Here is a 20,381-nt window from a genome sequence, read left to right on the forward strand (position 1 = left end):
CGGCTGTGAGCGCCTCGGGGGCGTGGACCGAGGCCGAGCGGGCCTTCGTGGCCCGGTTGTCCGGTGCGGCGCCCGGTTCGCCGCTGGTGGCGTTGCTGGAGGCGTTGGAGGCCGAGGGCCTGGACGGGTTGGGCGGGTTCGAGCGGGTGGAGGTCGTGGCGGCGGCGGCCCGGGTGGAGTCGTGGGCGCATGCGTTCAAGGCGCGGGCGGCGGCGGCGGTGGACCGGCACGAGTCGATGCGCGCGCCGGTCGGGCGGATCCCGGCGGGTCAGGCGTTCGTGTCGCGGAACATCACGGCGGCGACGTTGGCGATGCGGTTGCAGTGCTCGCCGCGGGAGGCGGACACGCTGGTGCGCGAGGGCGTGTCCTACGGGCAGGCGCTGACCGCGACGGGCGAGGCGCTGGCGGCCGGGACCATCGACGTGCCCCGCGCGCGGGCGCTGGTGACGCGGCTGTGGGACCAGATGCCGCACGTCGCCGCCCACGTCGAGGACGAGGTGCTGCCCCGCGCGGGCGGCCGGACCTCGTTCCAGGTCCGGCAGGACGTCGAACGCGCCCTCAGCGTCGTGGACCCCGAGGGCGCGGCCGACCGGCACCGGGTGGCTCAGCAGGGCCGGTGCGTGGGTCGCCCGCAGGTCCGCCCGGACGGGATGGCGGCGCTGTGGGTGCTGCTGCCGGCCGTGCGGGCGGTGCAGGTCGACACGGTGCTGGAGGCCGCGGCGCGCACCGCCCGGTCGGCGGGTGACCCGCGGACCCTGGAGCAGCTGCGCGCCGACGGGCTGTGCGACCTGGTCCTGGGTGGGCCCGGCGAGGCGACCGCCGCGGACTCGACGGTGCCGGCGGTCCCGCTTTCGCAGCGTCCCGGCGATGACGAGCTGCCGGCGGAGGGCGCCACCGCCGGCCCGGCGCGCGCGCGTACCCCGCGTACGCACGTGCTGGTGACGGTGCCGCTTTCCACCCTGATCGGGGTCGACGACCAGCCCGGCGACCTGGCCGGGTACGGGCCGCTCGACGCGGTGCAGGCCCGGGCGATGGCGTGGGGCGGGACCTGGCAGCGGCTGGTCACCGACCCGCTGTCCGGCACTGTTCTCGACGTGGGACGCACGCGGTACCGACCACCGGCGGCCCTGGACGAGCACGTGCGCTACCGCGACCGGACCTGCACCGCACCGGGCTGCACCGTGCCCGCCGACCGCACCGACCTCGACCACACCGTCGAGTACCACCCCCACGACAGCGACACCGACGGCGACCCCGACGCCGCCCGGGCCCTGGGCACCACCAGCGCCGACAACCTCGGCCCAGCGTGCCGGCACCACCACCGCCTCAAGACCGAGACCGCGTTCACCCTCGCCCAGGTCGAACCCGGCCTGTTCGCCTGGACCGACCCCACCGGCCACACCTACCTCGTGCGACCCGGCACCGACGACCCTGTCCACCACCTCACCGGCCCCGCAGACACCGACGGGCCACCCCCCTACTGAGGGGCGGCCCGTCGCGTGTCACGCATGCGGTGGCTCAGGAACCTCCGCTGCTCACCAGCCGTCGGGCAGCGGGCGTCCCTCGTCGTACCCCGCGGCGGACTGGATGCCCACGACCGCTCGCTCCGTGAACTCCTCCAGCGACGTGGCGCCGACGTACGTGCACGACGACCGGACACCGGCGGTGATCCGGTCGAGCAGGTCCTCGACGCCGGGGCGCAGCGGGTCCAGGTACATGCGCGAGGAGGAGATGCCCTCCTCGTACAGACCCTTGCGGGCACGGTCGAAGGCCGAACCGCCGCGGGTGCGGGCGGCGACGGCGCGTGCCGAGGCCATGCCGAAGCTCTCCTTGTACAGCCGGCCGTCGCCGTCGGCGTGCAGGTCCCCCGGGGACTCGTGCGTGCCGGCGAACCAGGACCCGACCATCACCTGCGACGCACCGGCGGCGAGCGCGAGCGCGACGTCGCGCGGGTGCCGTACGCCACCGTCGGCCCACACGTGCTTCCCGAGCCGGCGCGCCTCGGTGGCGCACTCGAGCACGGCGGAGAACTGCGGACGGCCGACGGCGGTCATCATCCGCGTGGTGCACATGGCGCCCGGGCCGACGCCCACCTTGACGATGTCCGCGCCGGCGTTGATCAGGTCGCGGGTGCCCTCGGCGGTGACGACGTTCCCGGCGACGACGGGGATCTGCGGGTCGAGCGACCGCACCGCCTCGAGGGCGTCGAGCATCTTGCGCTGGTGACCGTGCGCCGTGTCCACGACGAGCACGTCCACCCCGGCCTCGAGCAGCGCCGCCGCCTTGCCCTTGACGTCGCCGTTCACACCGACGGCCGCGGCGACCCGGAGCCGCCCCTGCGCGTCGAGCGCCGGCGTGTAGATGGACGAGCGCAGCGCGCCGACCTGCGTCAGCACACCGACGAGCTCACCGTCCCGGACGACGGGGGAGAACTTGCGGCGGGACGCGTGGAGCCGCTCGAAGGCGGCCTCGAGACCGCGCACGCCGCCGGACTCGACAACGGAGAGCTCGACGGTGGTGGGGTCGGAGCTCATCACCTCGGAGATCTGGGTGAATCGGTCGACGCCCTCGCAGTCGGCGGGGGTGACGACGCCGACGGGCCGGTTGCCCTCGACGACCACAGCGGCGCCGTGGGACCGCTTGCCGATGAGGGTGAGCGCCGTGTGCACGGTGTCCCGGGGGGTGACGACGACGGCGCTCTCCACGACGGTGTGCTTCGCCTTGACGGAGGCCACGACGTCGGCGACGACCTCGGTGGGGACGTCCTGCGGGAGGACGGCCAGGCCGCCGCGGCGGGCGACGGTCTCCGCCATGCGGCGTCCGGCGACAGCGGTCATGTTGGCGACCACCACGGGGATGGTCGTCCCGGTGCCGTCGGCGGCTGCCAGGTCGACGTCGAAGCGGGAGGCGACCTCCGACTGCGACGGGACGAGGAAGACGTCGCCGTAGGTGAGGTCGGAGGAGGGCGAGTGCCCGGTGAGGAAGCGCATGTGTGTGTCCCCTTTCCTCCCGAGCCTACCCTCCGCCCCTCTCGCGACCGGGGGACCGCCGCGGGCCTGCACTACTCCTTCACGGCACCGGCGCTCTGGTTCATGATCCGGCGCTGGAACACGAAGAACAGCACGGCGACGGGGATCGTCATGATCGCGGCGGCGGCGAGCTTCAGCGGGTACTGCGTGCCCTGGCTGAGCTGGCCGGACGCGAGCTGGGCGACGCCCTTGGTGAGCGTGACCAGCTGCGGGTCCTGCGACGCGACGATGAAGTGCGACAGCTCGTTCCAGGAGCCCTGGAACGACAGGATGACGATCGTGACGATCGCGGGCCGCGCCATCGGCAGCACCACGGACCAGAACACCCGGAAGGTCCCGGCGCCGTCCATGCGGGCGGCCTCCTCGACGGACGGCGGGATGGACTCGAAGAAGTTCTTCATGATGAAGATCCCGGCGGCGTCGGCGAGCAGCGGGATGATGAGGCCGGCGAACGAGTTGTAGATGCCCACCTGCTTGATCACGAGGAACTTCGGGATGAGCAGGACGACGTTCGGGACGGCCATGACGGCGACGAGGCCGGCGAACACGAGGCCGCGCCCGCGGAACCGCAGACGCGCGAGCGCGTACCCGGCGAGCGAGTTGATGAAGACGCGCCCGAGGGTGACGACGACGGTCACGACGACGGAGTTCCGGAACCACAGCGGGAAGTCCGACCGCAGGAAGAGTCGCTCGTAGGCGGCGGTGGTCCACGTCTGCGGGAGCAGGGACACGGCGTTCTGCGCGGCCTCGGCGTCGGTCTTGAAGGACGTCGCGAGCTGGATCAGGAAGGGGTACACGTACAGGATCGCGAGCACGACGAGCACGGCGTACGCGAACGAGGTCCCGAGGAGCCGGCGGTTGCTGCGGCGCGGCCGGCCGGCGGCGGCGGGTGCGCCTCGGCGTGAGCTCGGCGGGGTGGGCGTGCGGGACGCCGGCGCGGTCACGGCGCTCATCGGTCGCTCCGGTCGGTCGGTGGGGTCGCGGCGGCGGGCGGGGCGGACGTGAGGGTGCCGGCTCCGGGACTGCCGGTGGTCGCGACCGTGGCGGCGACGGCGGCGGGCGGCGCGGGCGGTTCGCGGTGGAAGCGCCTGCGCCGCGGCACGGTGTCCCGTTCGCGCAGGACGACGCGCTGGACGACGGTGAGGATCACGATGATCGCGAACAGCACGAACGCGATGGCGGCGCCCCGGCCCCACTGGTTGTTCTGGAACGCGGCGCTGTAGGAGAGGTACGCGGGGGTGAGGGTGGTCTTGGCGGGCCCGCCCTGGGTGCCCGTGTAGATCTGGTCGAACACCTGCCAGGTGCCGATGAGCCCGAGGGTCACGACGGTGAACACGGTCGGCCGCAGCATGGGAAGGGTCACCCGGAAGAACCGCTGCCGCGCGTTGGCGCCGTCCATGACGGCGGCCTCCTCGACGTCGGCGGAGACGGCCTGCAGCCCGGCGAGGAACAGCAGCATGAAGGTGCCGGACGTGGTGAAGATGGCCAGGAGGATGAACGCCGACATGGCGACGCTGGGTCCTGCGAGCCACTCCCAGAGCGGGATCCCGAGGAACCCGTGCTGCGCGAGCGCGGCGGGTGCGGTGTCGACGCCGACGGCCGCGAGCACCAGGTGGAGCACGCCCCGGGGGTCGTTGAACCAGTTCGGCCCGTCGATCGACAGCTTCGCGAGGAGGCCGTTGATCGTCCCGGACGCGGAGAACAGGAACAGCCAGAGCACGGTGATCGCGACGGAGGAGGTGACGGACGGGAAGTAGAACGCCGTCCGGAACAGGCCCCGGCCGCGCAGCGCCTTGCGGTTGACCACGGTCGCGAGGAACAGCGCGAGCGCGGTCTGCAGGGGCACGACGAGCAGGACGTAGTAGGCGTTGTTGCGCAGCGCGGTGCCGAAGTCCTGGGTGGCGAGGCCGCCGCCGAGCAGGAGGTCCCGGTAGTTGTCGAGGCCGACGAAGCCGACGTCGGAGGCGAGAGGGCTGCCGCGCCCGGTCCAGTCGGACAGGCTGACCCACAGGGCCATGAGCACGGGCACGACGAGGAACAGCCCGAGGATCACGAGCATCGGGGTGAGGAACAGCCACCCCGACGCGGCCTCGCGGCCCCGGGCGGACCCGGGGCCGCGCGACCGCCGGCGGTGCTGCTGCGCCGCCGGCGCTGTCGAGACAGAGGACATCGTCGTCAGGAGGCGTTCTCGTCGAGGACGGCCTGGAGGTTGGTCTGGACGGATCCGAGGATCGCGGCGGGGTCGCCGGTCTTCAGGCCCTCGAGCTGGGCGTTGAAGTCGGTGATGACGTCGGCCGCGCCGCGGGCGTTGACCACGTTCTGCGCGAAGTCGGCGGAGTCGATGAACGCGGTCATCTCCGGGTACAGCTCCTTCCAGCCGTCGGCGGCGGACTGCACGGACGGCATGACGCCGAACGCCTCGGAGAACGCGAGCTGCTGGTCGGTCTCGGTGAGGTGCTGGACGAGGTCGACCGCGTCGGACTGGTTGTCCGAGTCGGCGGCGACGCCCCAGCAGTTCGTGAACTGCAGGGTGCCCTGGCCGGCGGGGCCCGCGGGCAGCTGGACGACCTGGTAGTCGACGTCGGGGTAGTCGTTCTCCATGGCCCCGGTGATCCAGTTGCCCTCGACGGTCATCGCGGCCTTGCCGGTGCCGAACGCCTCGCCGCCCCAGCCGGTGCCGAGGTCGGCGGCGTAGGCGGCGTTCCCGGAGGTGAGCAGGTCCTGGACGTAGGTGAGGCCCTCGACGTTCTCCGCGGAGTCCGCGGTCGCCTCGGTGCCGTCCTCGCTGACCAGCGTGCCGCCGGCCTGCGCGAGGAACGCGCCGACCCGGGCGTACTCGCCGGAGAAGCCGAGGCCGACCTGCCCGTCGGTGGTGAGCCGGCCGGCGACGTCGGTGAGCTGCTCCCAGGTGGTGGGCACGTCCGCGTCGGTGAGGCCGGCCGCCTGCCAGGCGCCGGTGTTGATGATGAGCGCGAGCGTCGAGAAGTCCTTGGGCGCGCACACGAGCTCGCCGTCGTAGGTGAACTGCTCGACGAGGCTCGGGTAGAAGTCGTCCGCGTTGTCCAGCTCGGAGCCGTACGGGTGCAGGGACCCGTTCGCGGCGTAGGTCTGGAACTGGTCGGCGCTGACGTAGAACACGTCGGCGGGGTCGCCGGAGGCGAAGCCCTGGGAGAGCTCCTGGTTGAGGTCGGACGCCACCTGCACCGTGGCGTCGACGCCGGACTCCTCGGACCAGTCGGCCACGGCGGCCTTCACCGCGTCCGTCTCGGCGTCGCCGGAGGACCCGATGAGGATGCTGAGCGAGCCGCCGCTCTCGGAGGACGCGGCGTCGTCGCCGCCCTCCTCGAAGCCGGAGCCGCCGCAGGCGGTGAGGGCGAGGACGCCGGCGGCGCCGACGGCGGTGGACGCCAGCAGGCGCCGTCCTCGCGTGGGGGTGCTGTGCATGGGGGTCGTCTCCTTCGGGGATGGTGCGGGAGGACAGGGCGGGTCAAGGGGTGCGCGTCGACGCGCGTTCCACGAGGTGCGGTGCGAGCAGCACCTGCCGGCTCCGGGTGCCGCCGGTGCCGTCGAGCTGGTCCAGCAGCAGGTCGAGCGCGCGGTGCGCGGCCTCGGTGAGGGGCTGGGCGACGGAGGTCAGCCCGACGGCGGCGGCGACGGGGGTGTCGTCGAAGCCGACGACGGCGAGGCGGGTGCCGCGGCTGCGGGCGACGGTGAGGGCGCCGAGGGCGAGGGAGTCCGACGCGCAGACCACCGCGGTCGGTGCGGCGTCGGCGAGGACGCGCTCGATGGCCTGCGCCCCGGCGGCGACGCCGTCGGGGACGCGGGCGTGCAGCCGCCGCAGGAGGCCGGCGTCGTGGCCGGCGTCCACCATGGCGGAGACCCAGCCGGACGCGCGGTCCTCGCCGACGTCGGACCCGTCGGGCCAGCCGAGGTAGGCGATCCGCTCGTGGCCGAGGCCGCGCAGGTGCGCGACGGCGGCGCGGGTCCCGGCGGCACCGTCGACGTCGACCCACGGGTGGTCGTCGTCGGACCCGGCGGGGTCGCCCGGGGCGTCCCAGGGCCGGCCGAAGGTCACGAACGGCACGTCGCGCTCCGCGAGCCAGGCGGCGCGGGTGTCCCCGCGGTGCGTGCTGGTCAGGACGAACGCGTCGAGGTCGGCGGTGTCCAGCAGCTCGCGGTACTGGGCGATCTCGCGCTCGTCGTCGGGGGCGGTGAACAGCATGAGCCGGTAGTCGCGCGCCTGCGCGCTCTCGGTGAGGGCGTGCAGGAACCGGTCCAGGACGGCGCCGTTGATGCCGTCGTGCACCGGCTCGAGCCGCAGCCCGAGCACGCGGGACCGGCCGGTCCGGAGCTGACGCGCCGCGGACGACGGGCGGTAGCCCAGCTCCTCGATGGCCGCTCGGACCCGGTCGGTCGTCTCCGGGCGGACCAGGTGGGGGGAGTTCAGCACGTTGGAGACCGTCTGCCGGGAGACGCCGGCGCGCTGCGCGACGCTCTCGAGCGTCGGCCTCGTCGTCGTGTCCATGGGGCTCCTCGGGTCTCCGGTGATCCATATGAGCGTTCCAATCCGCGATTGGAACGCTCAAACGATTGCCCCTAGAGTTGCCAGCACCCTCCGGGCTGTCAAGCGGAGGGGGCCGTCGCCCGGTCACGATCCGGTCTCGAACACCGCACGAACGACGAGGTACCCATGGAGCTCCAGCCCCTGCTGCACGACCTCTTGGTCGCCGTCCACGCGCCCACCCAGGCGTGGTCGGCCCCGGACGGCCAGGTGGGCCTCACGGACGGCCGCGGTGCCCAGGGCGTCTACCACGGGGACGTGCGGGTCCTGGCGGGCGCGCGCCTCACGGTCGACGGCGCGGAGCCGGAGGTGGTGGCGTCGGGGGCAGACGGCCCGGGGCGGGCGCGGGCGGTCCTGCTCGCCCGGACGGTCGACGGACCCGGGGCCGACCCGACGGCCCGCCTGGAGCGCCTCCGCGAGGTCACGCCCGGCACCGTGACGGAGATCCTGTCGCTCAGCTGCTCCACCGCCGAGCCGGTGCACGCCCGGGTGGTCGTCGAGGTGCGCCCCGACGGCACCCCGATGGACCGGATCAAGTCCGGCGCCCCGGCCGGTGCCGCGCCCGCTCCCGAGCCGACCGCGGCCGGCGCCCGCTGGCAGGTCGACGCGGAGGTCGCCGCCGAGCTCACGGCGCCCGGTGCGCAGGTCGACGTGGCCGTCGACGGCACGGTGCGCCTGTCCTGGGACGTCACGGTGACCACGGGGAAGGCGGAGGTGCGCACGTGGTCCGTGGTCGTCACCGACACCGGTGGCGTCGCGACCGCCCCGCGACGGAGCGAGCCCGAGTGGTCCCCGCTCGCGGTCGAGGCCGCCGACCGCCGGCTCCCGGCACTGCTCGACCAGGCGCTCGCCGACCTGGGCACGCTGCGGATGAGCGCACGGTTCGCGCCCGACGACGTGTTCCTCGCCGCGGGCGCCCCCTGGTTCTTCACCCTGTTCGGCCGCGACTCGATCTGGGCGGCCAGGATGCTGCTGCCGCTCGGCACGGAGCTCGCCGCCGGGACGCTGCGCACGCTGGCGGTGCTGCAGGGGGAGCGGACGGACCCGGCCACGGCGGAGCAGCCGGGCAAGATCCTGCACGAGGTCCGGCGGGCCGAGCTGTCGATGCCCGGCGAGGGCACCGTGCTGCCACCTGTGTACTACGGCACCGTCGACGCCACCCCGCTGTGGGTCTGCCTGCTGCACGACGCGTGGCGCTGGGGCATGCCGGCGGACGAGGTCGAGGCGCTGCTCCCGGCCCTCGAGCGGGCGCTCGCGTGGATGTCCGACCACGGCGACTCCGACGGGGACGGGTTCCTCGAGTACGTCGACGAGTCCGGCACCGGGCTCGCCAACCAGGGGTGGAAGGACTCCGGCGACTCCGTGCAGTGGCGCACCGGCGAGCTGGCCACCGGGCCGATCGCGCTCGCGGAGGTCCAGGGCTACGCGCACGAGGCGGCGCTCGCGGGGGCCGCCCTGCTCGACGCGTTCGGCCGCCCCGGCGGCGACCGGTGGCGGGCCTGGGCGGCCGCCCTGGCGGAGCGGTTCCGGTCCGCCTTCTGGACCTCGGACGAGCACGGCCCGTACCCCGGCATCGCCCTCGACGCCGACAAGCGGGTGGTCGACACCCTGACCAGCAACGTCGGCCACCTGCTGGGCACGGGCATCCTCTCCGCCGACGAGGAGGCCGTCGTCGCCGCGCGGCTCACGGGGCCGGACATGGACTCGGGCTACGGGCTGCGCACGATGGCCACCGGGTCGGCGGGCTACTGGGCGCTGCGCTACCACGGCGGGGCGGTGTGGCCGCACGACACGGCCATCGTCGTGCAGGGACTGGCCCGTGCGGGGCACGCCCGCGAGGCGGCGGCGCTCGCGGAGGGGCTGCTCGCCGCGGCGCAGGACTTCGACGACCGGCTGCCGGAGCTGTACGGCGGCGACGCGCGAGGCACGGTGCCCCGGGCGGTGCCCTATCCGGCGGCGTGCCGCCCGCAGGCGTGGTCCGCCGCCGCCGCGGTGTCGGTGCTCGGTGCCGCCCTCGGGCTGCGCCCCGACGTCCCGGGCGGGCGGCTGGACGTCGACCCGCCCGCGCCGGCTCCCTTCGGCGCGGTCGCGGTGGCCGGCCTGCGCCTGGCGGGGCAGCCGCTCGCGGTGCGGGTCGGCGCGGACGGCGCCGCCTCGGTGACGACGGACGCCGACGTCGCGGTGCACGTGCGCGGCTGAGCGGCGCGCGGGTCGCCGCGTATCGTGGGGGACCTCGTCCGCGGGCCGCGCGGGCGACGGTGACGGGCGGTGGGATCGATGGGGCTGCTGCAGCGGATCGGCTCGCCGGCGGACGTGCGCGCGCTGTCCGCGCCCCAGGTCCGCGCGCTCGCCGCGGAGATCCGGACGTTCCTCGTCGACCAGGTCTCCCGCACGGGCGGCCACCTGGGGCCGAACCTCGGCGTCGTGGAGCTCACGCTCGCGCTGCACCGCGTGTTCGACTCCCCCCGGGACACGCTGGTGTTCGACACCGGGCACCAGGCGTACGTGCACAAGCTGCTGACGGGGCGCCGCGACTTCAGCCGCCTCCGCCGCCGCGACGGCCTGTCCGGGTACCCGAGCCGCAGCGAGTCGCCGCACGACGTGGTGGAGAACTCGCACGCGTCGACGGCCCTGAGCTGGGCGGACGGCATCGCGCACGCCAACGCGCTGGGCGGCCGCACCGACCGCCACGTGGTCGCGGTGATCGGGGACGGCGCGCTGACGGGCGGCATGTCGTGGGAGGCGCTGAACAACATCGCCGACGGCACGCAGCGCAACCTCGTCGTGGTGGTCAACGACAACGGCCGGTCGTACGCGCCGACGATCGGCGGGCTCGCGCTGCACCTGGACGCCCTGCGCACGACGCGCGGCTACGAGACCGTCCTGTCCTGGGGCAAGCGGACCCTGCAGCGCTCGGGCCCGCCGGGGAGGTTCGCCTACGACGCGCTGCACGGCCTGAAGAAGGGCATCAAGGACGTCGTCGCGCCCCAGGGCATGTTCGAGGACCTCGGGCTGAAGTACATCGGACCGGTCGACGGCCACGACATCGCGGACGTGGAGTTCGCCCTGCAGCGCGCGCGGGCGTTCGGCGGGCCGGTCATCGTGCACGTCATCACCGAGAAGGGCCGCGGGTACAGCCCCGCCGAGCAGGACGTCGCCGACCGGTTCCACGCCGTCGGGCAGATCCACCCGGAGACGGGCCTGCCGGTCGCGCCGTCCCGGTTCGGCTGGACCGGGGTGTTCGCGGACGAGATCGTGCGGATCGGGCGTCGCCGCCCGGACGTGGTCGCGCTGACCGCGGCCATGCTCGCGCCGGTGGGGCTGGCGCCGTTCGCCGAGGAGTTCCCCGACCGGACGTTCGACGTCGGCATCGCGGAGCAGCACGCCGTCACGACGGCCGCGGGCATGGCGTTCGCGGGTCTGCACCCGGTGGTGGCGGTGTACGCGACCTTCCTCAACCGCGCCTTCGACCAGGTGCTGATGGACGTGGCCCTGCACCGCGCCGGCGTGACGTTCGTGCTCGACCGCGCCGGGCTGACCGGGGACGACGGCGCCAGCCACAACGGGATGTGGGACCTCGCCGTCCTGGGCGTCGTCCCGGGCCTGCGCCTGGCGGCACCCCGCGACGAGGCCACGCTGCGCTCGGCCCTGCGGACGGCGGTGGACGTCGACGACGCGCCGACGGTGGTGCGGTACCCGAAGGGCGCGCTGACCGAGCCGCTGCCGGCCGTGGACGAGGTGGACGGCGTCGACGTCCTCGCGCGCCACGGCGCCGGTGCGGGCGCGCGCTCCGTGCTCGTCTGCGGCGTCGGCGCGATGGCGCGCACCGCGCTGGCCCTCGGGGAGCTGCTCGCCGCGCACGGGCTGCGCGTCACCGTGGTGGACCCCCGGTGGGTGCTGCCGGTGCCCGCGGCGCTGGTGAAGCTGGCGGGGGAGCACGACCACGTCGTCACGCTGGAGGACGGCGTCCGCGAGGGCGGGATCGGCTCGGCGGTGGCCCTGCGGGCCCGGGACGCGGGGATCGGCACGCCGGTGCAGGCGTTCGGCGTCCCGCGCCGCTTCCTCGCGCACGCCTCGCGCGACGAGCTGCTGACCGCACTGCGCCTCACGGCCCCGGACGTCGCGCGGGACGTGCTTGCGGCCCTCGGCGCCGACGCCTGAGCGGGGTCCTCGCCGCCAGGAGCGCCGACGTGAGGGGCATCACGTCGGTGTTCGCGCCGGTCAGCGCGTCCCCGGGCCGTAGGTCCCAAGACATCCCATGACCTCGTGAATAGCGTCACTAGTACGACGCACTCAGCGAGGGAGACCCCCAGATGTCCACCACCGCAGTACCTCAGACCGGCACCGACGCCACCGTGGGTGCCTGGGACGGATTCGTCACCGGACCCTGGTGTGACGGGATCGACGTCCGCGACTTCATCCAGCGCAACTACACGCCCTACACCGGCGAGGCCGACTTCCTGGCCGGCCCGACGGAGCGCACCACCGGTGTCTGGGCGAAGCTCAGCGAGATGTTCCCCGCCGAGCGCGCCAAGGGCGTCTACGACATCGACAACCACACCCCGTCGACGATCGTCTCCCACCCCGCCGGCTACATCGACCAGGGCCAGGAGCTCATCGTCGGCCTGCAGACCGACGCCCCGCTCAAGCGCGCCATGATCCCCAACGGCGGCTGGCGCATGGTCGAGAAGAGCCTCGAGACCTACGGCTACGAGGTCGACCCCGCCGTCGCGAAGATCTTCAGCACCTACCGCAAGACGCACAACGACGGCGTCTTCGACGTGTACCCGCCGAACGTCCGCGCCGCCCGCTCCTCGCACCTCATCACCGGTCTGCCGGACGCGTACGGCCGCGGCCGCATCATCGGCGACTACCGCCGCGTGGCCCTGTACGGGGTGGACGCCCTGATCGAGGCCAAGCGCCTGGAGCGCCACGAGCTCGACATGGAGGCCTCCGTCGAGGACGTCATCCGCGACCGCGAGGAGAACGCGGAGCAGATCCGCGCGCTCAACGAGCTCAAGCAGATGGCCGCCTCCTACGGCTACGACATCTCCAAGCCCGCGACGACCGCCCGCGAGGCGATCCAGTGGCTGTACTTCGCCTACCTGGGCGCGGTGAAGGAGCAGAACGGCGCGGCGATGTCGCTCGGCCGCACCTCGACGTTCCTCGACGTGTACCTGCAGCGCGACCTGGCGTCGGGCGCCATCACCGAGGAGTTCGCGCAGGAGCTGATCGACGACTTCGTCATCAAGCTGCGCATCGTCCGGTTCCTGCGCACCCCCGAGTACGACGCGCTGTTCTCCGGCGACCCGACCTGGGTCACCGAGTCCATCGGTGGCATCGGTGAGGACGGCCGGCCGCTGGTCACCAAGTCCTCGTTCCGGTTCCTGCAGACGCTGTACAACATCGGCCCGGCCCCGGAGCCGAACCTCACGGTGCTGTGGAGCAACCGCCTGCCGGAGGGCTTCAAGAAGTTCTGCGCCCAGGTCTCGATCGACACCTCGGCGATCCAGTACGAGTCGGACGACCTCATCCGCACCTCGTGGGGCGACGACGCGGCCATCGCGTGCTGCGTGTCCCCGATGCGGGTCGGCAAGCAGATGCAGTTCTTCGGCGCCCGCGTGAACATCGCCAAGGCCCTGCTGTACGCGATCAACGGCGGCCGCGACGAGATCACCGGCAAGCAGGTCGCGCCGGTGAGCGCTCCCGTCGAGGGCGACGTCCTGGACTACGAGGACGTGGCGGCGAAGTACGACAAGCTGCTCGACTGGCTGGCCGAGACCTACGTCGACGCCCTGAACTGCGTGCACTACATGCACGACAAGTACGCGTACGAGCGGCTCGAGATGGCGCTGCACGACCGCACCATCCTGCGCACGATGGCCTGCGGCATCGCCGGCCTGTCGGTCGTGGCGGACTCCCTGTCGGCCATCAAGTACGCGACGGTCCGCCCGGTGCGGGACGAGGACGGCCTGGTGACGGACTACGTCATCGAGGGCGACTTCCCGGCCTACGGCAACGACGACGACCGCGCGGACGACATCGCCGTGGAGATCGTCAAGTCGTTCATGGCGAAGATCCGCCAGCACAAGACGTACCGCGACGCGCTGCACACCCAGTCGGTGCTGACCATCACGTCGAACGTCGTCTACGGCAAGGCCACCGGCAACACCCCCGACGGCCGCCGCGCCGGCGAGCCGTTCGCCCCCGGTGCCAACCCGATGAACGGCCGCGACTCGCACGGGATGCTCGCCTCGGCGATGTCCGTGGCGAAGCTGCCGTACTCCGAGGCGATGGACGGCATCTCGCTCACCTCGACGGTCGTGCCCTCGGGCCTCGGCCGCACCAAGGAGGAGCAGGTGACGAACCTGGTGGGCCTCATGGACGCGTACAACGTGTCCTCCGGGTACCACCTGAACGTCAACGTGCTCAACCGGGACACCCTCGAGGACGCCATGGAGCACCCCGAGAAGTACCCGCAGCTCACCATCCGGGTCTCCGGCTACGCGGTGAACTTCGTCCGGCTGACGCGCGAGCAGCAGCTCGACGTGCTGTCCCGGACGTTCCACGGCGGGCTCTGACCCCGGCGCGGGTGCCCGCCGGGGGAGCAGCCCCGGCGGGCACCCGCCACCCGCACCACCCCAGCACCACCCCGCAGCACCCCAGCAGCACCCGGGAGGAGCCCGAGATGACCGGCACGCAGACCGTCGCCACGCAGACCGTCCCCGCGGAGGTCGGCGCCCCGGTCATCGAGCTCGGCCTGCCGGTCGTCGGCGGCTCCCACCACCGGTCGTCGGCCGGCACGGCGGGCCTGGAGACGAGCGACGCCGAGCGGAGCGAGAAGTTCGCGCAGATGCGCGCCGGCGAGCTCGGGTCGCTGCACTCGTGGGAGCTCGTCACGGCGGTCGACGGCCCCGGGACGCGCCTGACGACGTTCCTGTCGGGCTGCCCGCTGCGCTGCCTGTACTGCCACAACCCCGACACGATGGAGATGCGCCGCGGCGAGCCGGTGCTCGCCGAGGAGCTGCTCAAGCGCGTCGCCCGGTACCGCGGCGTGTTCGGCGTGACCGGCGGCGGCCTGACGATCTCCGGCGGCGAGCCCCTGATGCAGCCGGCGTTCGTCGCCCGCGTCCTGCGGGGCGCGAAGGAGCTCGGCGTCCACACGGCGATCGACACCTCGGGCTACCTCGGGGCGCACTGCACGGACGCGATGCTCGCCGACATCGACCTGGTGCTGCTGGACGTCAAGTCCGGCATCCCGGAGACGTACAAGCGGGCCACCGGGCGGGAGCTGCAGCCGACGCTCGACTTCGGCCGGCGCGTCGCCGCGAGCGGCACCGAGATCTGGGTCCGGTTCGTGCTGGTCCCGGGCCTGACGGACGCCCCGGAGAACGTCGACGCGGTCGCCGACTACGTGGCGACGCTCGGCACGGTCAGCCGGGTCGAGGTGCTGCCGTTCCACCAGATGGGGCGCGACAAGTGGGCCAGCCTCGGGATGACCTACGAGCTCGAGGACACCCAGCCGCCGTCGCCGGAGCTGGTCGCCCGGGTCCGCCAGCAGTTCCGGGACCGCGGCCTCACGGTGTTCTGAGGGCGTCCGCGACGCCCGGGGCGAGCAGCCGCCGCCCGAGCACCCGCTCCGACCACCCCGCCCGGTCCAGGTACGGGCAGATCCCGCCGAGGTGCGCGGGCCACCCGGCACCGAGCAGCATCGCGAGGTCCACCTGCTCGGCGGACGGCACGACGCCCTCGTCGAGCAGCAGCCCGATCTCCTCGGCCAGCCCGGTCGCGACCCGCGCGAGCACCGCGTCGCCGTCGCCGGCCCCCGGCGCCCCGAACGCGTCCTGGATGGCCGGGTCGACCTCCGGGAGCCCCGCGGGACCTTGCCGGGCGACGGTGCGGCCCTCCTCGACCAGCCGGTCCAGGCCGGGGGACAGCGGGTAGCGCGCCCCGAGCTCCTCGTGCAGCGTCACGAGCACGTGCCGGGCCACGGGCAGCCCGACGAGCTGCAGCAGGGCGAACGGGCTCATCGGCAGCCCCAGCGGCCGCAGCGCGGTGTCCGCGACCTCGACGGGTGTGCCCTCCTCGACCGCGCCGAGCACGTCGGCGAGCATCCGCAGCAGCACCCGGTTGACGACGAACCCCGGACGGTCGGTGGTCCGCACGACCGTCTTCCCGGCACGGCGCGCGACGTCGACGGCGGTGGCGAGCGCGGTGGCGTCGGAGGCGGGGGTGGCGACGACCTCGACCAGGGGCATCTGCGCGACGGGGTTGAAGAAGTGCAGCCCGACGACCCGCTCGGGGTGCGCGAGCCCGTCGGCCATGGCCGTGATGGACAGGGCGGAGGTGTTGGTCGCGAGGACGCAGCCCGGCCGCACGAGTCCCTCGAGGTCGGCGAACACGGCGCGCTTCACCTCGAGCACCTCGGTGACGGCCTCGATCACGAGGTCCGCGTCCGCGAGGGCGGCGAGGTCGGTGCCGACCTGCACGTTCTCGACGAGCCGGCGCGCGGCGTCCGGCGTGAGCCGGCCCCGGGCGGCGGCCTGCTCGGCGAGCGTCCGGACGCGGTCGCGGCCGGCGGCGGCGCGCTCCTCGTCGACCTCCCGCATGGTGACCGGCACGTCGAGGCGCGTGCCGAGCAGCACGGCGAGCTGCGCGGCCATCAGCCCGGCGCCGACGATCCCCACGCGGCGGACCTCGGTCGGGGCCGCGTCGGAGTCGGCGCGCGCCGCCCGGCGGGCGCCCCGGCCGGTGAGCTCCGCCGCGTACAGGGCCGCGCGCGCCTCGTCGGACATCAGGAGGGCGGACAGGGCGTCGTCCTCGGCGCGGAAGCCGGCGTCCCGGCCCCGGTCCCCGGCCGCGGCGAGCAGGTCCAGCACGCGGGCGTAGGCGGGGGCAGCGCCGTGCAGCCGGGCGTCGAGGACGGCGGCGGCACGGTCGACGGGGTCGGGCTCCCCGGCGGGCACCGGCGGGACGTCGGCGGACCGACGGTCGGGCGACCCGGCGCGCACGGTGCCGGCCGTCCAGGCGAGGGCCTGCTGCGCGAAGCCCTCGGCGGGCAGCACGGCGTCGACGAGGCCGAGCTCGAGGGCCTGTTCGGACGTCGTGAGCCGGTTGTTCGCCAGGGGCCGCAGCACGGCGAGGTCGACGGCGGCGGGCAGGCCGACCAGGCGGGGGAGCAGCCAGCAGCCGCCCCAGCCGGGGACGATGCCGAGGGACGCCTCCGGCAGGCCGATCGAGCGGACGCCCGCGGCGGCGACGCGGTGGTCGCAGTGCAGCGCGAGCTCCAGGCCGCCGCCGAGCGCGTGCCCGGTCAGCCACGCGAACGTCGGCACGGGTAGCTCGCCGAGCAGCCGGAGCGTCGCGTGCCCCTGCTCGGCCAGGGCCCGGGTGTCGGCCAGGTCGCGCAGGGAGCGCGCGACCGTGAGGTCGGCCCCGGCGACGAAGCACCCGGGCCGGCCGGTGACGGCGACGGCGGCGACCTCGCCGGCCTGGGCGCGGCCACGGACCGCGACGAGCGCGTCGTGCAGGACGGCCAGGCCGCGGGGGCCGAGCGTGGTCGGGCGGCGCTCGTCGGTGGCGGTCAGCGTGAGCAGCACCAGCACCCCGCCGTCGTCGGGCAGGGGCACGTCCTCGACGACGACCCGCAGCACGTGCGGGTCCGGCTCCCCGGGCAGGGAGGCGGGCCGGGCGGGGTCCGCCGGTCGGGCCGGGTCGCGCGGGGACGAGGACGGGGACGGCTCGGTGGTGCCGGCGTGGCGCATGCGCTCTCCTGGGACTGCTCTGTCCGACGGAACACCCGCGACCCTAACCGACGCCGCGCGGCCGCGCCGGGGTCTGCGCAGGCGGCCCGCGCGGCCGCGCCGCAGGTCAGCCCCCGGCGGCCCCGGGCGTCAGCCCGCGACGGCGCCCTGCGCGGCGAACGCGTCCGCCAGCCGGCCGGCGAGCAGCCCCACCTGCCACGGCCGCGCGCCGCCGGCGCTCAGCCGCTGCGCGATGTGCTCGGCGTCCGGCGGTGTCGGCGGGCTCCAGCACACCCGGCGCAGCAGGTCGGGCTGCAGCAGGTTCTCCGCGGGGACGGTGTGCGTCTCGGAGAGCTCGGTGACGACGGCGCGCGCCGCGGTGAGGCGGGCGGCGGCGGCCGGGTCGCGGTCGGGCCAGGCGCGGGGCGGCGGCGGTGCGTCGCTCCGGGGGCCGCGCGGGTTCGGCAGCTGGTCGTCCGCGAGGGCCAGCCCGGTGTCGATCGCCCGCTGCCACAGCGCCGCGCGCCGGCGGGTGCCCTTGCCGGAGAACTGGGGGAGCGCCACGAGCTGCGGGACGGAGCGCGGCAGGGCCTGCGCGGCGGCCACGATGGCGGCGTCCGGCAGCACGCGGCCCGGCGAGATGTCCCGCTGCCGCGCGTTCTCGTCCCGGGTCTCCCACAGCGACCGCACGACGGCCAGCCGGCGGGGGTCGCGGATCGCGTGCACGCCGGACACCCGGCGCCAGGCCTCGACCCGCGGGGCGGGCGGCGGGGCGAGGCGGACGGCCTCGAACTCCTCGGCGGCCCACTGCGCCTTGCCGGCCAGCGCCAGCCGCTCGGCCAGCACCTCGCGCAGCTCCACCAGCACCTCGACGTCCAGCGCGGCGTACCGCAGCCACTGCTCGGGCAGCGGGCGGGTGGACCAGTCGACGGCGGAGTGCTCCTTGGCGAGCCCGAGACCGAGCAGCTCGGCGACCACGGCGGCCAGCCCGACGCGCTCGAGCCCCAGCAGGCGCGCACCGAGCTCGGTGTCGAAGACCCGGCTGGGCCGCATGCCCTGCTCGGCGAGCGCCGGCAGGTCCTGGGACGCCGCGTGCAGGACCCACTCGACGCCGACGAGCGCCTCGGACAGCGGGGACAGGTCGGGCAGGGCGACGGGGTCGATCAGCGCGGTCCCGGCGCCCTCGCGGCGCACCTGGACCAGGTAGTTGTGCTGGCCGTAGCGGTAGCCGGACGCGCGCTCCGCGTCCACGGCGACGGGGCCGGTCCCCGCGCCGAACGCCGCCACGACGCGCGCGAACGCCTCGGGGGTGTCGACGACGGCGGGGACGCCCTCGGCCGGCTCGGTCAGGGGGACGACGACGGGCGCGTCGGCGCGGGGCTCGGCCGCCGCTGCGACGGACGCGTCGTCGGGGTCGGCGCCGCCCGGGGCGCCGGAGGGCTCGGCCGGGGTACCGGCCGGGTGCGGGACGGACTGCATGGGACAACCGTAGGGCGTCAGCGCGCGCCCGCCGTGGTGCCGCGCAGGGCGGGCGGGATCGCGGGGCGTCGCACGGGAGCAGGTCGTAGGTTCCTCGCATGGGGCGGGGCCGCGCGGGGCAGGGACGCATGGACGACGTCGAGCTCGTCGAGGCCCCGGCGCGCGGCACCGACCAGTCGCCGGCCCGGCGCGCCCGGGTGGTCCGGGTCCTGCGGCGCTGGTGGCCCGTGCCCCTCGCGGTGGTGCTGGCCGCGGTGGCGTGGCAGGCGGCGTCCGGCGACCAGGAGCGCGCCGTGGCGGAGCGGCTGCAGGAGACGCCGGGGGTGATCCGGACGACGGTGGCGCCGCCGCTGACCACGCGGCAGTGGGGCGACCCGGACTCCCCGGGGGTGCTGACGTCGGCATCCCTCGGCGGCGGGCTGGTGGTCGCGGCGGAGGAGGGCGCGGACGGCGCGGCCCGCACCGTGGTCGGGGTCGACGCCGCGACCGGGCGGGAGCGCTGGCGGGTGGCCGCGGGTGACGAGGAGGACCCGCGCGGCAGGGCGCCGGTCGGCGCGGCGTGCGGGGACGCGGCCGGGGCGCTGGTGTGGTGCAGCTTCACGTCGGTGCGCACGTTCGGCGAGGCGTCGTTCGAGCCGGTCGCCACCCTGGTGCTCGTCGACGTGACGACCCGCGCGACGGTGCCGGCCCCCGACCTCCCGCGGGCGTCCTCCGTCGTCGTCCTCGACGACGTCGCGGTCACCGTGTCCCGCGCAGGAGACACGGCGGTGGTGGACGCCACGGACCTGGCGACCGGCGCGTCACGCTGGCACGTCGAGCTGCCGGACCCGTCCGGCCGCCGGGTCGGGCACGCGCCCGACCCGTCGGTCGTGGTCGCGGGCCACCGGGTGCACGTGACGGGCGGCGCCGGGACCTGGGCGCTCGACGCGGCGGACGGCCGGCTCGTCGCCGCCGCGACGGACCTGCGCCTGCTGCGCGGCGAGCAGCTCGTGGCGGTCGACGGGGGCGTGGTGACCCGGCTGCTCGGCCCCGACGGAAGGGGGACCGCCCGCGCGGACGGGGCGCCCGTCCCGGTCGAGCCGGACGACGGCTCGGCCCCCGGCGTGCTGCTCCTGGCCCGGGTCGACGCCGGCGCGGGCGGCCGGCTGCGCGCGGTGGCGGCCGCGAGCGGCGAGGTGCTGTGGGAGCGGCCCGCGCAGGTGGACGCGCTCGGCCGGCTCGTCCTGCTGGACGGCCTGCTCTACGGCACCGACCGCGAGGGGCTGTGGGCGGTCGACGCGACCACCGGGCGGGCGGTCTGGTCGACCGACGCCGGGTCCCGGGCCGGCCCCGCGCTCATGACCGACGGGGTGCACCTGCTCCGCACCGAGCACGACCCGGAGCGCGCCGGCGCGACCGTGCTGGCCGCCTACGGCCTGGAGGACGGCGAGCGGCGGTGGGCCGAGCCGCTGCCGCAGGGGGTCACCGACGTGGGGGCCCTCGCGGGCGTGCTGCTCGGGTCCGGGCCGGGGCGGACCGTGCTCGTGGAGTAGCCGCGGACCTGCCGCGGACCTGCCGAGCGACGCGCCG

Annotated in this window: 13 protein-coding genes; 6 read left to right on the plus strand and 7 right to left on the minus strand. The window is 75.0% G+C overall.

The genetic code is table 11. The annotated features are described in order from the left end of the window. Nucleotides 1-5: 5 nt before the first annotated feature. Nucleotides 6-1,484, plus strand: coding sequence for an HNH endonuclease signature motif containing protein (locus QNH85_RS00070; protein WP_282943729.1), 1,479 nt, complete (start codon nt 6-8; stop codon nt 1,482-1,484). A gap of 51 nt (nt 1,485-1,535) precedes the next feature. On the opposite strand, the gene QNH85_RS00075 is transcribed toward QNH85_RS00070, so the two are convergent. From QNH85_RS00075 to QNH85_RS00095, 5 genes are all read right to left on the minus strand, one after another. After that, nucleotides 1,536-2,990 (minus strand): GuaB1 family IMP dehydrogenase-related protein, encoded by a 1,455-nt coding sequence (locus QNH85_RS00075; protein WP_282943730.1) that lies wholly within the window; start codon nt 2,988-2,990, stop codon nt 1,536-1,538. A gap of 71 nt (nt 2,991-3,061) precedes the next feature. Then, a complete protein-coding gene (locus QNH85_RS00080) occupies nt 3,062-3,982 on the minus strand; it encodes a carbohydrate ABC transporter permease (protein WP_282943731.1) in 921 nt (306 codons plus the stop codon). Next, a complete protein-coding gene (locus QNH85_RS00085; protein ID WP_282943732.1) occupies nt 3,979-5,199 on the minus strand; it encodes a carbohydrate ABC transporter permease in 1,221 nt (406 codons plus the stop codon). Before QNH85_RS00085 ends, QNH85_RS00080 begins: the two co-directional genes overlap by 4 nt. A 5-nt stretch (nt 5,200-5,204) precedes the next feature. Further along, on the minus strand, nt 5,205-6,473 hold the full coding sequence (locus QNH85_RS00090) for a sugar ABC transporter substrate-binding protein (protein WP_282943733.1): 1,269 nt from the start codon (nt 6,471-6,473) through the stop codon (nt 5,205-5,207). Nucleotides 6,474-6,516: 43 nt separating this feature from the next. After that, nucleotides 6,517-7,554, minus strand: a complete 1,038-nt coding sequence (locus tag QNH85_RS00095) for a LacI family DNA-binding transcriptional regulator (RefSeq protein WP_282943734.1) — start codon at nt 7,552-7,554, stop codon at nt 6,517-6,519. A gap of 165 nt (nt 7,555-7,719) precedes the next feature. Here QNH85_RS00095 and QNH85_RS00100 point away from each other — a divergent pair, with 165 nt between their 5' ends. The 4 genes from QNH85_RS00100 (at nt 7,720) to pflA (ending at nt 15,181) form a co-directional block, all read left to right on the plus strand. After that, nucleotides 7,720-9,789, plus strand: coding sequence for a glycogen debranching N-terminal domain-containing protein (locus QNH85_RS00100; protein ID WP_282943735.1), 2,070 nt, complete (start codon nt 7,720-7,722; stop codon nt 9,787-9,789). A 78-nt stretch (nt 9,790-9,867) separates the two neighbouring features. Continuing rightward, the gene (gene dxs / locus QNH85_RS00105) at nt 9,868-11,751 is read left to right on the plus strand and encodes a 1-deoxy-D-xylulose-5-phosphate synthase (RefSeq protein ID WP_282943736.1); all 1,884 of its coding nucleotides are present in this window, start codon (nt 9,868-9,870) and stop codon (nt 11,749-11,751) included. A gap of 152 nt (nt 11,752-11,903) precedes the next feature. After that, a complete protein-coding gene (gene pflB / locus QNH85_RS00110) occupies nt 11,904-14,171 on the plus strand; it encodes a formate C-acetyltransferase (RefSeq protein ID WP_282943737.1) in 2,268 nt (755 codons plus the stop codon). Nucleotides 14,172-14,278: 107 nt separating this feature from the next. Beyond that, complete coding sequence (pflA, locus tag QNH85_RS00115; protein WP_282943738.1) at nt 14,279-15,181, plus strand: pyruvate formate-lyase-activating protein; 903 nt, start codon at nt 14,279-14,281, stop codon at nt 15,179-15,181. Here pflA and QNH85_RS00120 read toward each other — a convergent pair. Both QNH85_RS00120 and QNH85_RS00125 read right to left on the minus strand, forming a co-directional pair. Then, complete coding sequence (locus tag QNH85_RS00120) at nt 15,168-17,354, minus strand: 3-hydroxyacyl-CoA dehydrogenase NAD-binding domain-containing protein (protein ID WP_282943739.1); 2,187 nt, start codon at nt 17,352-17,354, stop codon at nt 15,168-15,170. The two genes, pflA and QNH85_RS00120, sit on opposite strands and share 14 nt — an antisense overlap. 129 nt (nt 17,355-17,483) lie before the next feature. Continuing rightward, nucleotides 17,484-18,812 (minus strand): HRDC domain-containing protein, encoded by a 1,329-nt coding sequence (locus QNH85_RS00125; protein WP_282943740.1) that lies wholly within the window; start codon nt 18,810-18,812, stop codon nt 17,484-17,486. A 128-nt stretch (nt 18,813-18,940) separates the two neighbouring features. Here QNH85_RS00125 and QNH85_RS00130 point away from each other — a divergent pair, with 128 nt between their 5' ends. After that, nucleotides 18,941-20,344 (plus strand): outer membrane protein assembly factor BamB family protein, encoded by a 1,404-nt coding sequence (locus tag QNH85_RS00130; RefSeq protein WP_282943741.1) that lies wholly within the window; start codon nt 18,941-18,943, stop codon nt 20,342-20,344. Nucleotides 20,345-20,381: the final 37 nt, after the last annotated feature.

The sequence above is a fragment of the Cellulomonas endometrii genome (assembly GCF_949769265.1).
In the GTDB taxonomy this organism is placed as follows: domain Bacteria; phylum Actinomycetota; class Actinomycetes; order Actinomycetales; family Cellulomonadaceae; genus Cellulomonas; species Cellulomonas endometrii.

Excerpts from the sequence above, each read along its gene's own strand:
- QNH85_RS00100 (WP_282943735.1), top strand. The coding sequence starts at position 7,720 with ATGGAGCTCCAGCCCCTGCTGCACGACCTCTTGGTCGCCGTCCACGCG.
- pflB (WP_282943737.1), top strand. The coding sequence starts at position 11,904 with ATGTCCACCACCGCAGTACCTCAGACCGGCACCGACGCCACCGTGGGT.
- dxs (WP_282943736.1), top strand. The coding sequence starts at position 9,868 with ATGGGGCTGCTGCAGCGGATCGGCTCGCCGGCGGACGTGCGCGCGCTG.
- QNH85_RS00075 (WP_282943730.1), bottom strand. The coding sequence starts at position 2,990 with ATGCGCTTCCTCACCGGGCACTCGCCCTCCTCCGACCTCACCTACGGC.
- QNH85_RS00130 (WP_282943741.1), top strand. The coding sequence starts at position 18,941 with ATGGACGACGTCGAGCTCGTCGAGGCCCCGGCGCGCGGCACCGACCAG.
- pflA (WP_282943738.1), top strand. The coding sequence starts at position 14,279 with ATGACCGGCACGCAGACCGTCGCCACGCAGACCGTCCCCGCGGAGGTC.
- QNH85_RS00125 (WP_282943740.1), bottom strand. The coding sequence starts at position 18,812 with ATGCAGTCCGTCCCGCACCCGGCCGGTACCCCGGCCGAGCCCTCCGGC.
- QNH85_RS00080 (WP_282943731.1), bottom strand. The coding sequence starts at position 3,982 with ATGAGCGCCGTGACCGCGCCGGCGTCCCGCACGCCCACCCCGCCGAGC.
- QNH85_RS00120 (WP_282943739.1), bottom strand. The coding sequence starts at position 17,354 with ATGCGCCACGCCGGCACCACCGAGCCGTCCCCGTCCTCGTCCCCGCGC.
- QNH85_RS00085 (WP_282943732.1), bottom strand. The coding sequence starts at position 5,199 with ATGTCCTCTGTCTCGACAGCGCCGGCGGCGCAGCAGCACCGCCGGCGG.
- QNH85_RS00095 (WP_282943734.1), bottom strand. The coding sequence starts at position 7,554 with ATGGACACGACGACGAGGCCGACGCTCGAGAGCGTCGCGCAGCGCGCC.
- QNH85_RS00090 (WP_282943733.1), bottom strand. The coding sequence starts at position 6,473 with ATGCACAGCACCCCCACGCGAGGACGGCGCCTGCTGGCGTCCACCGCC.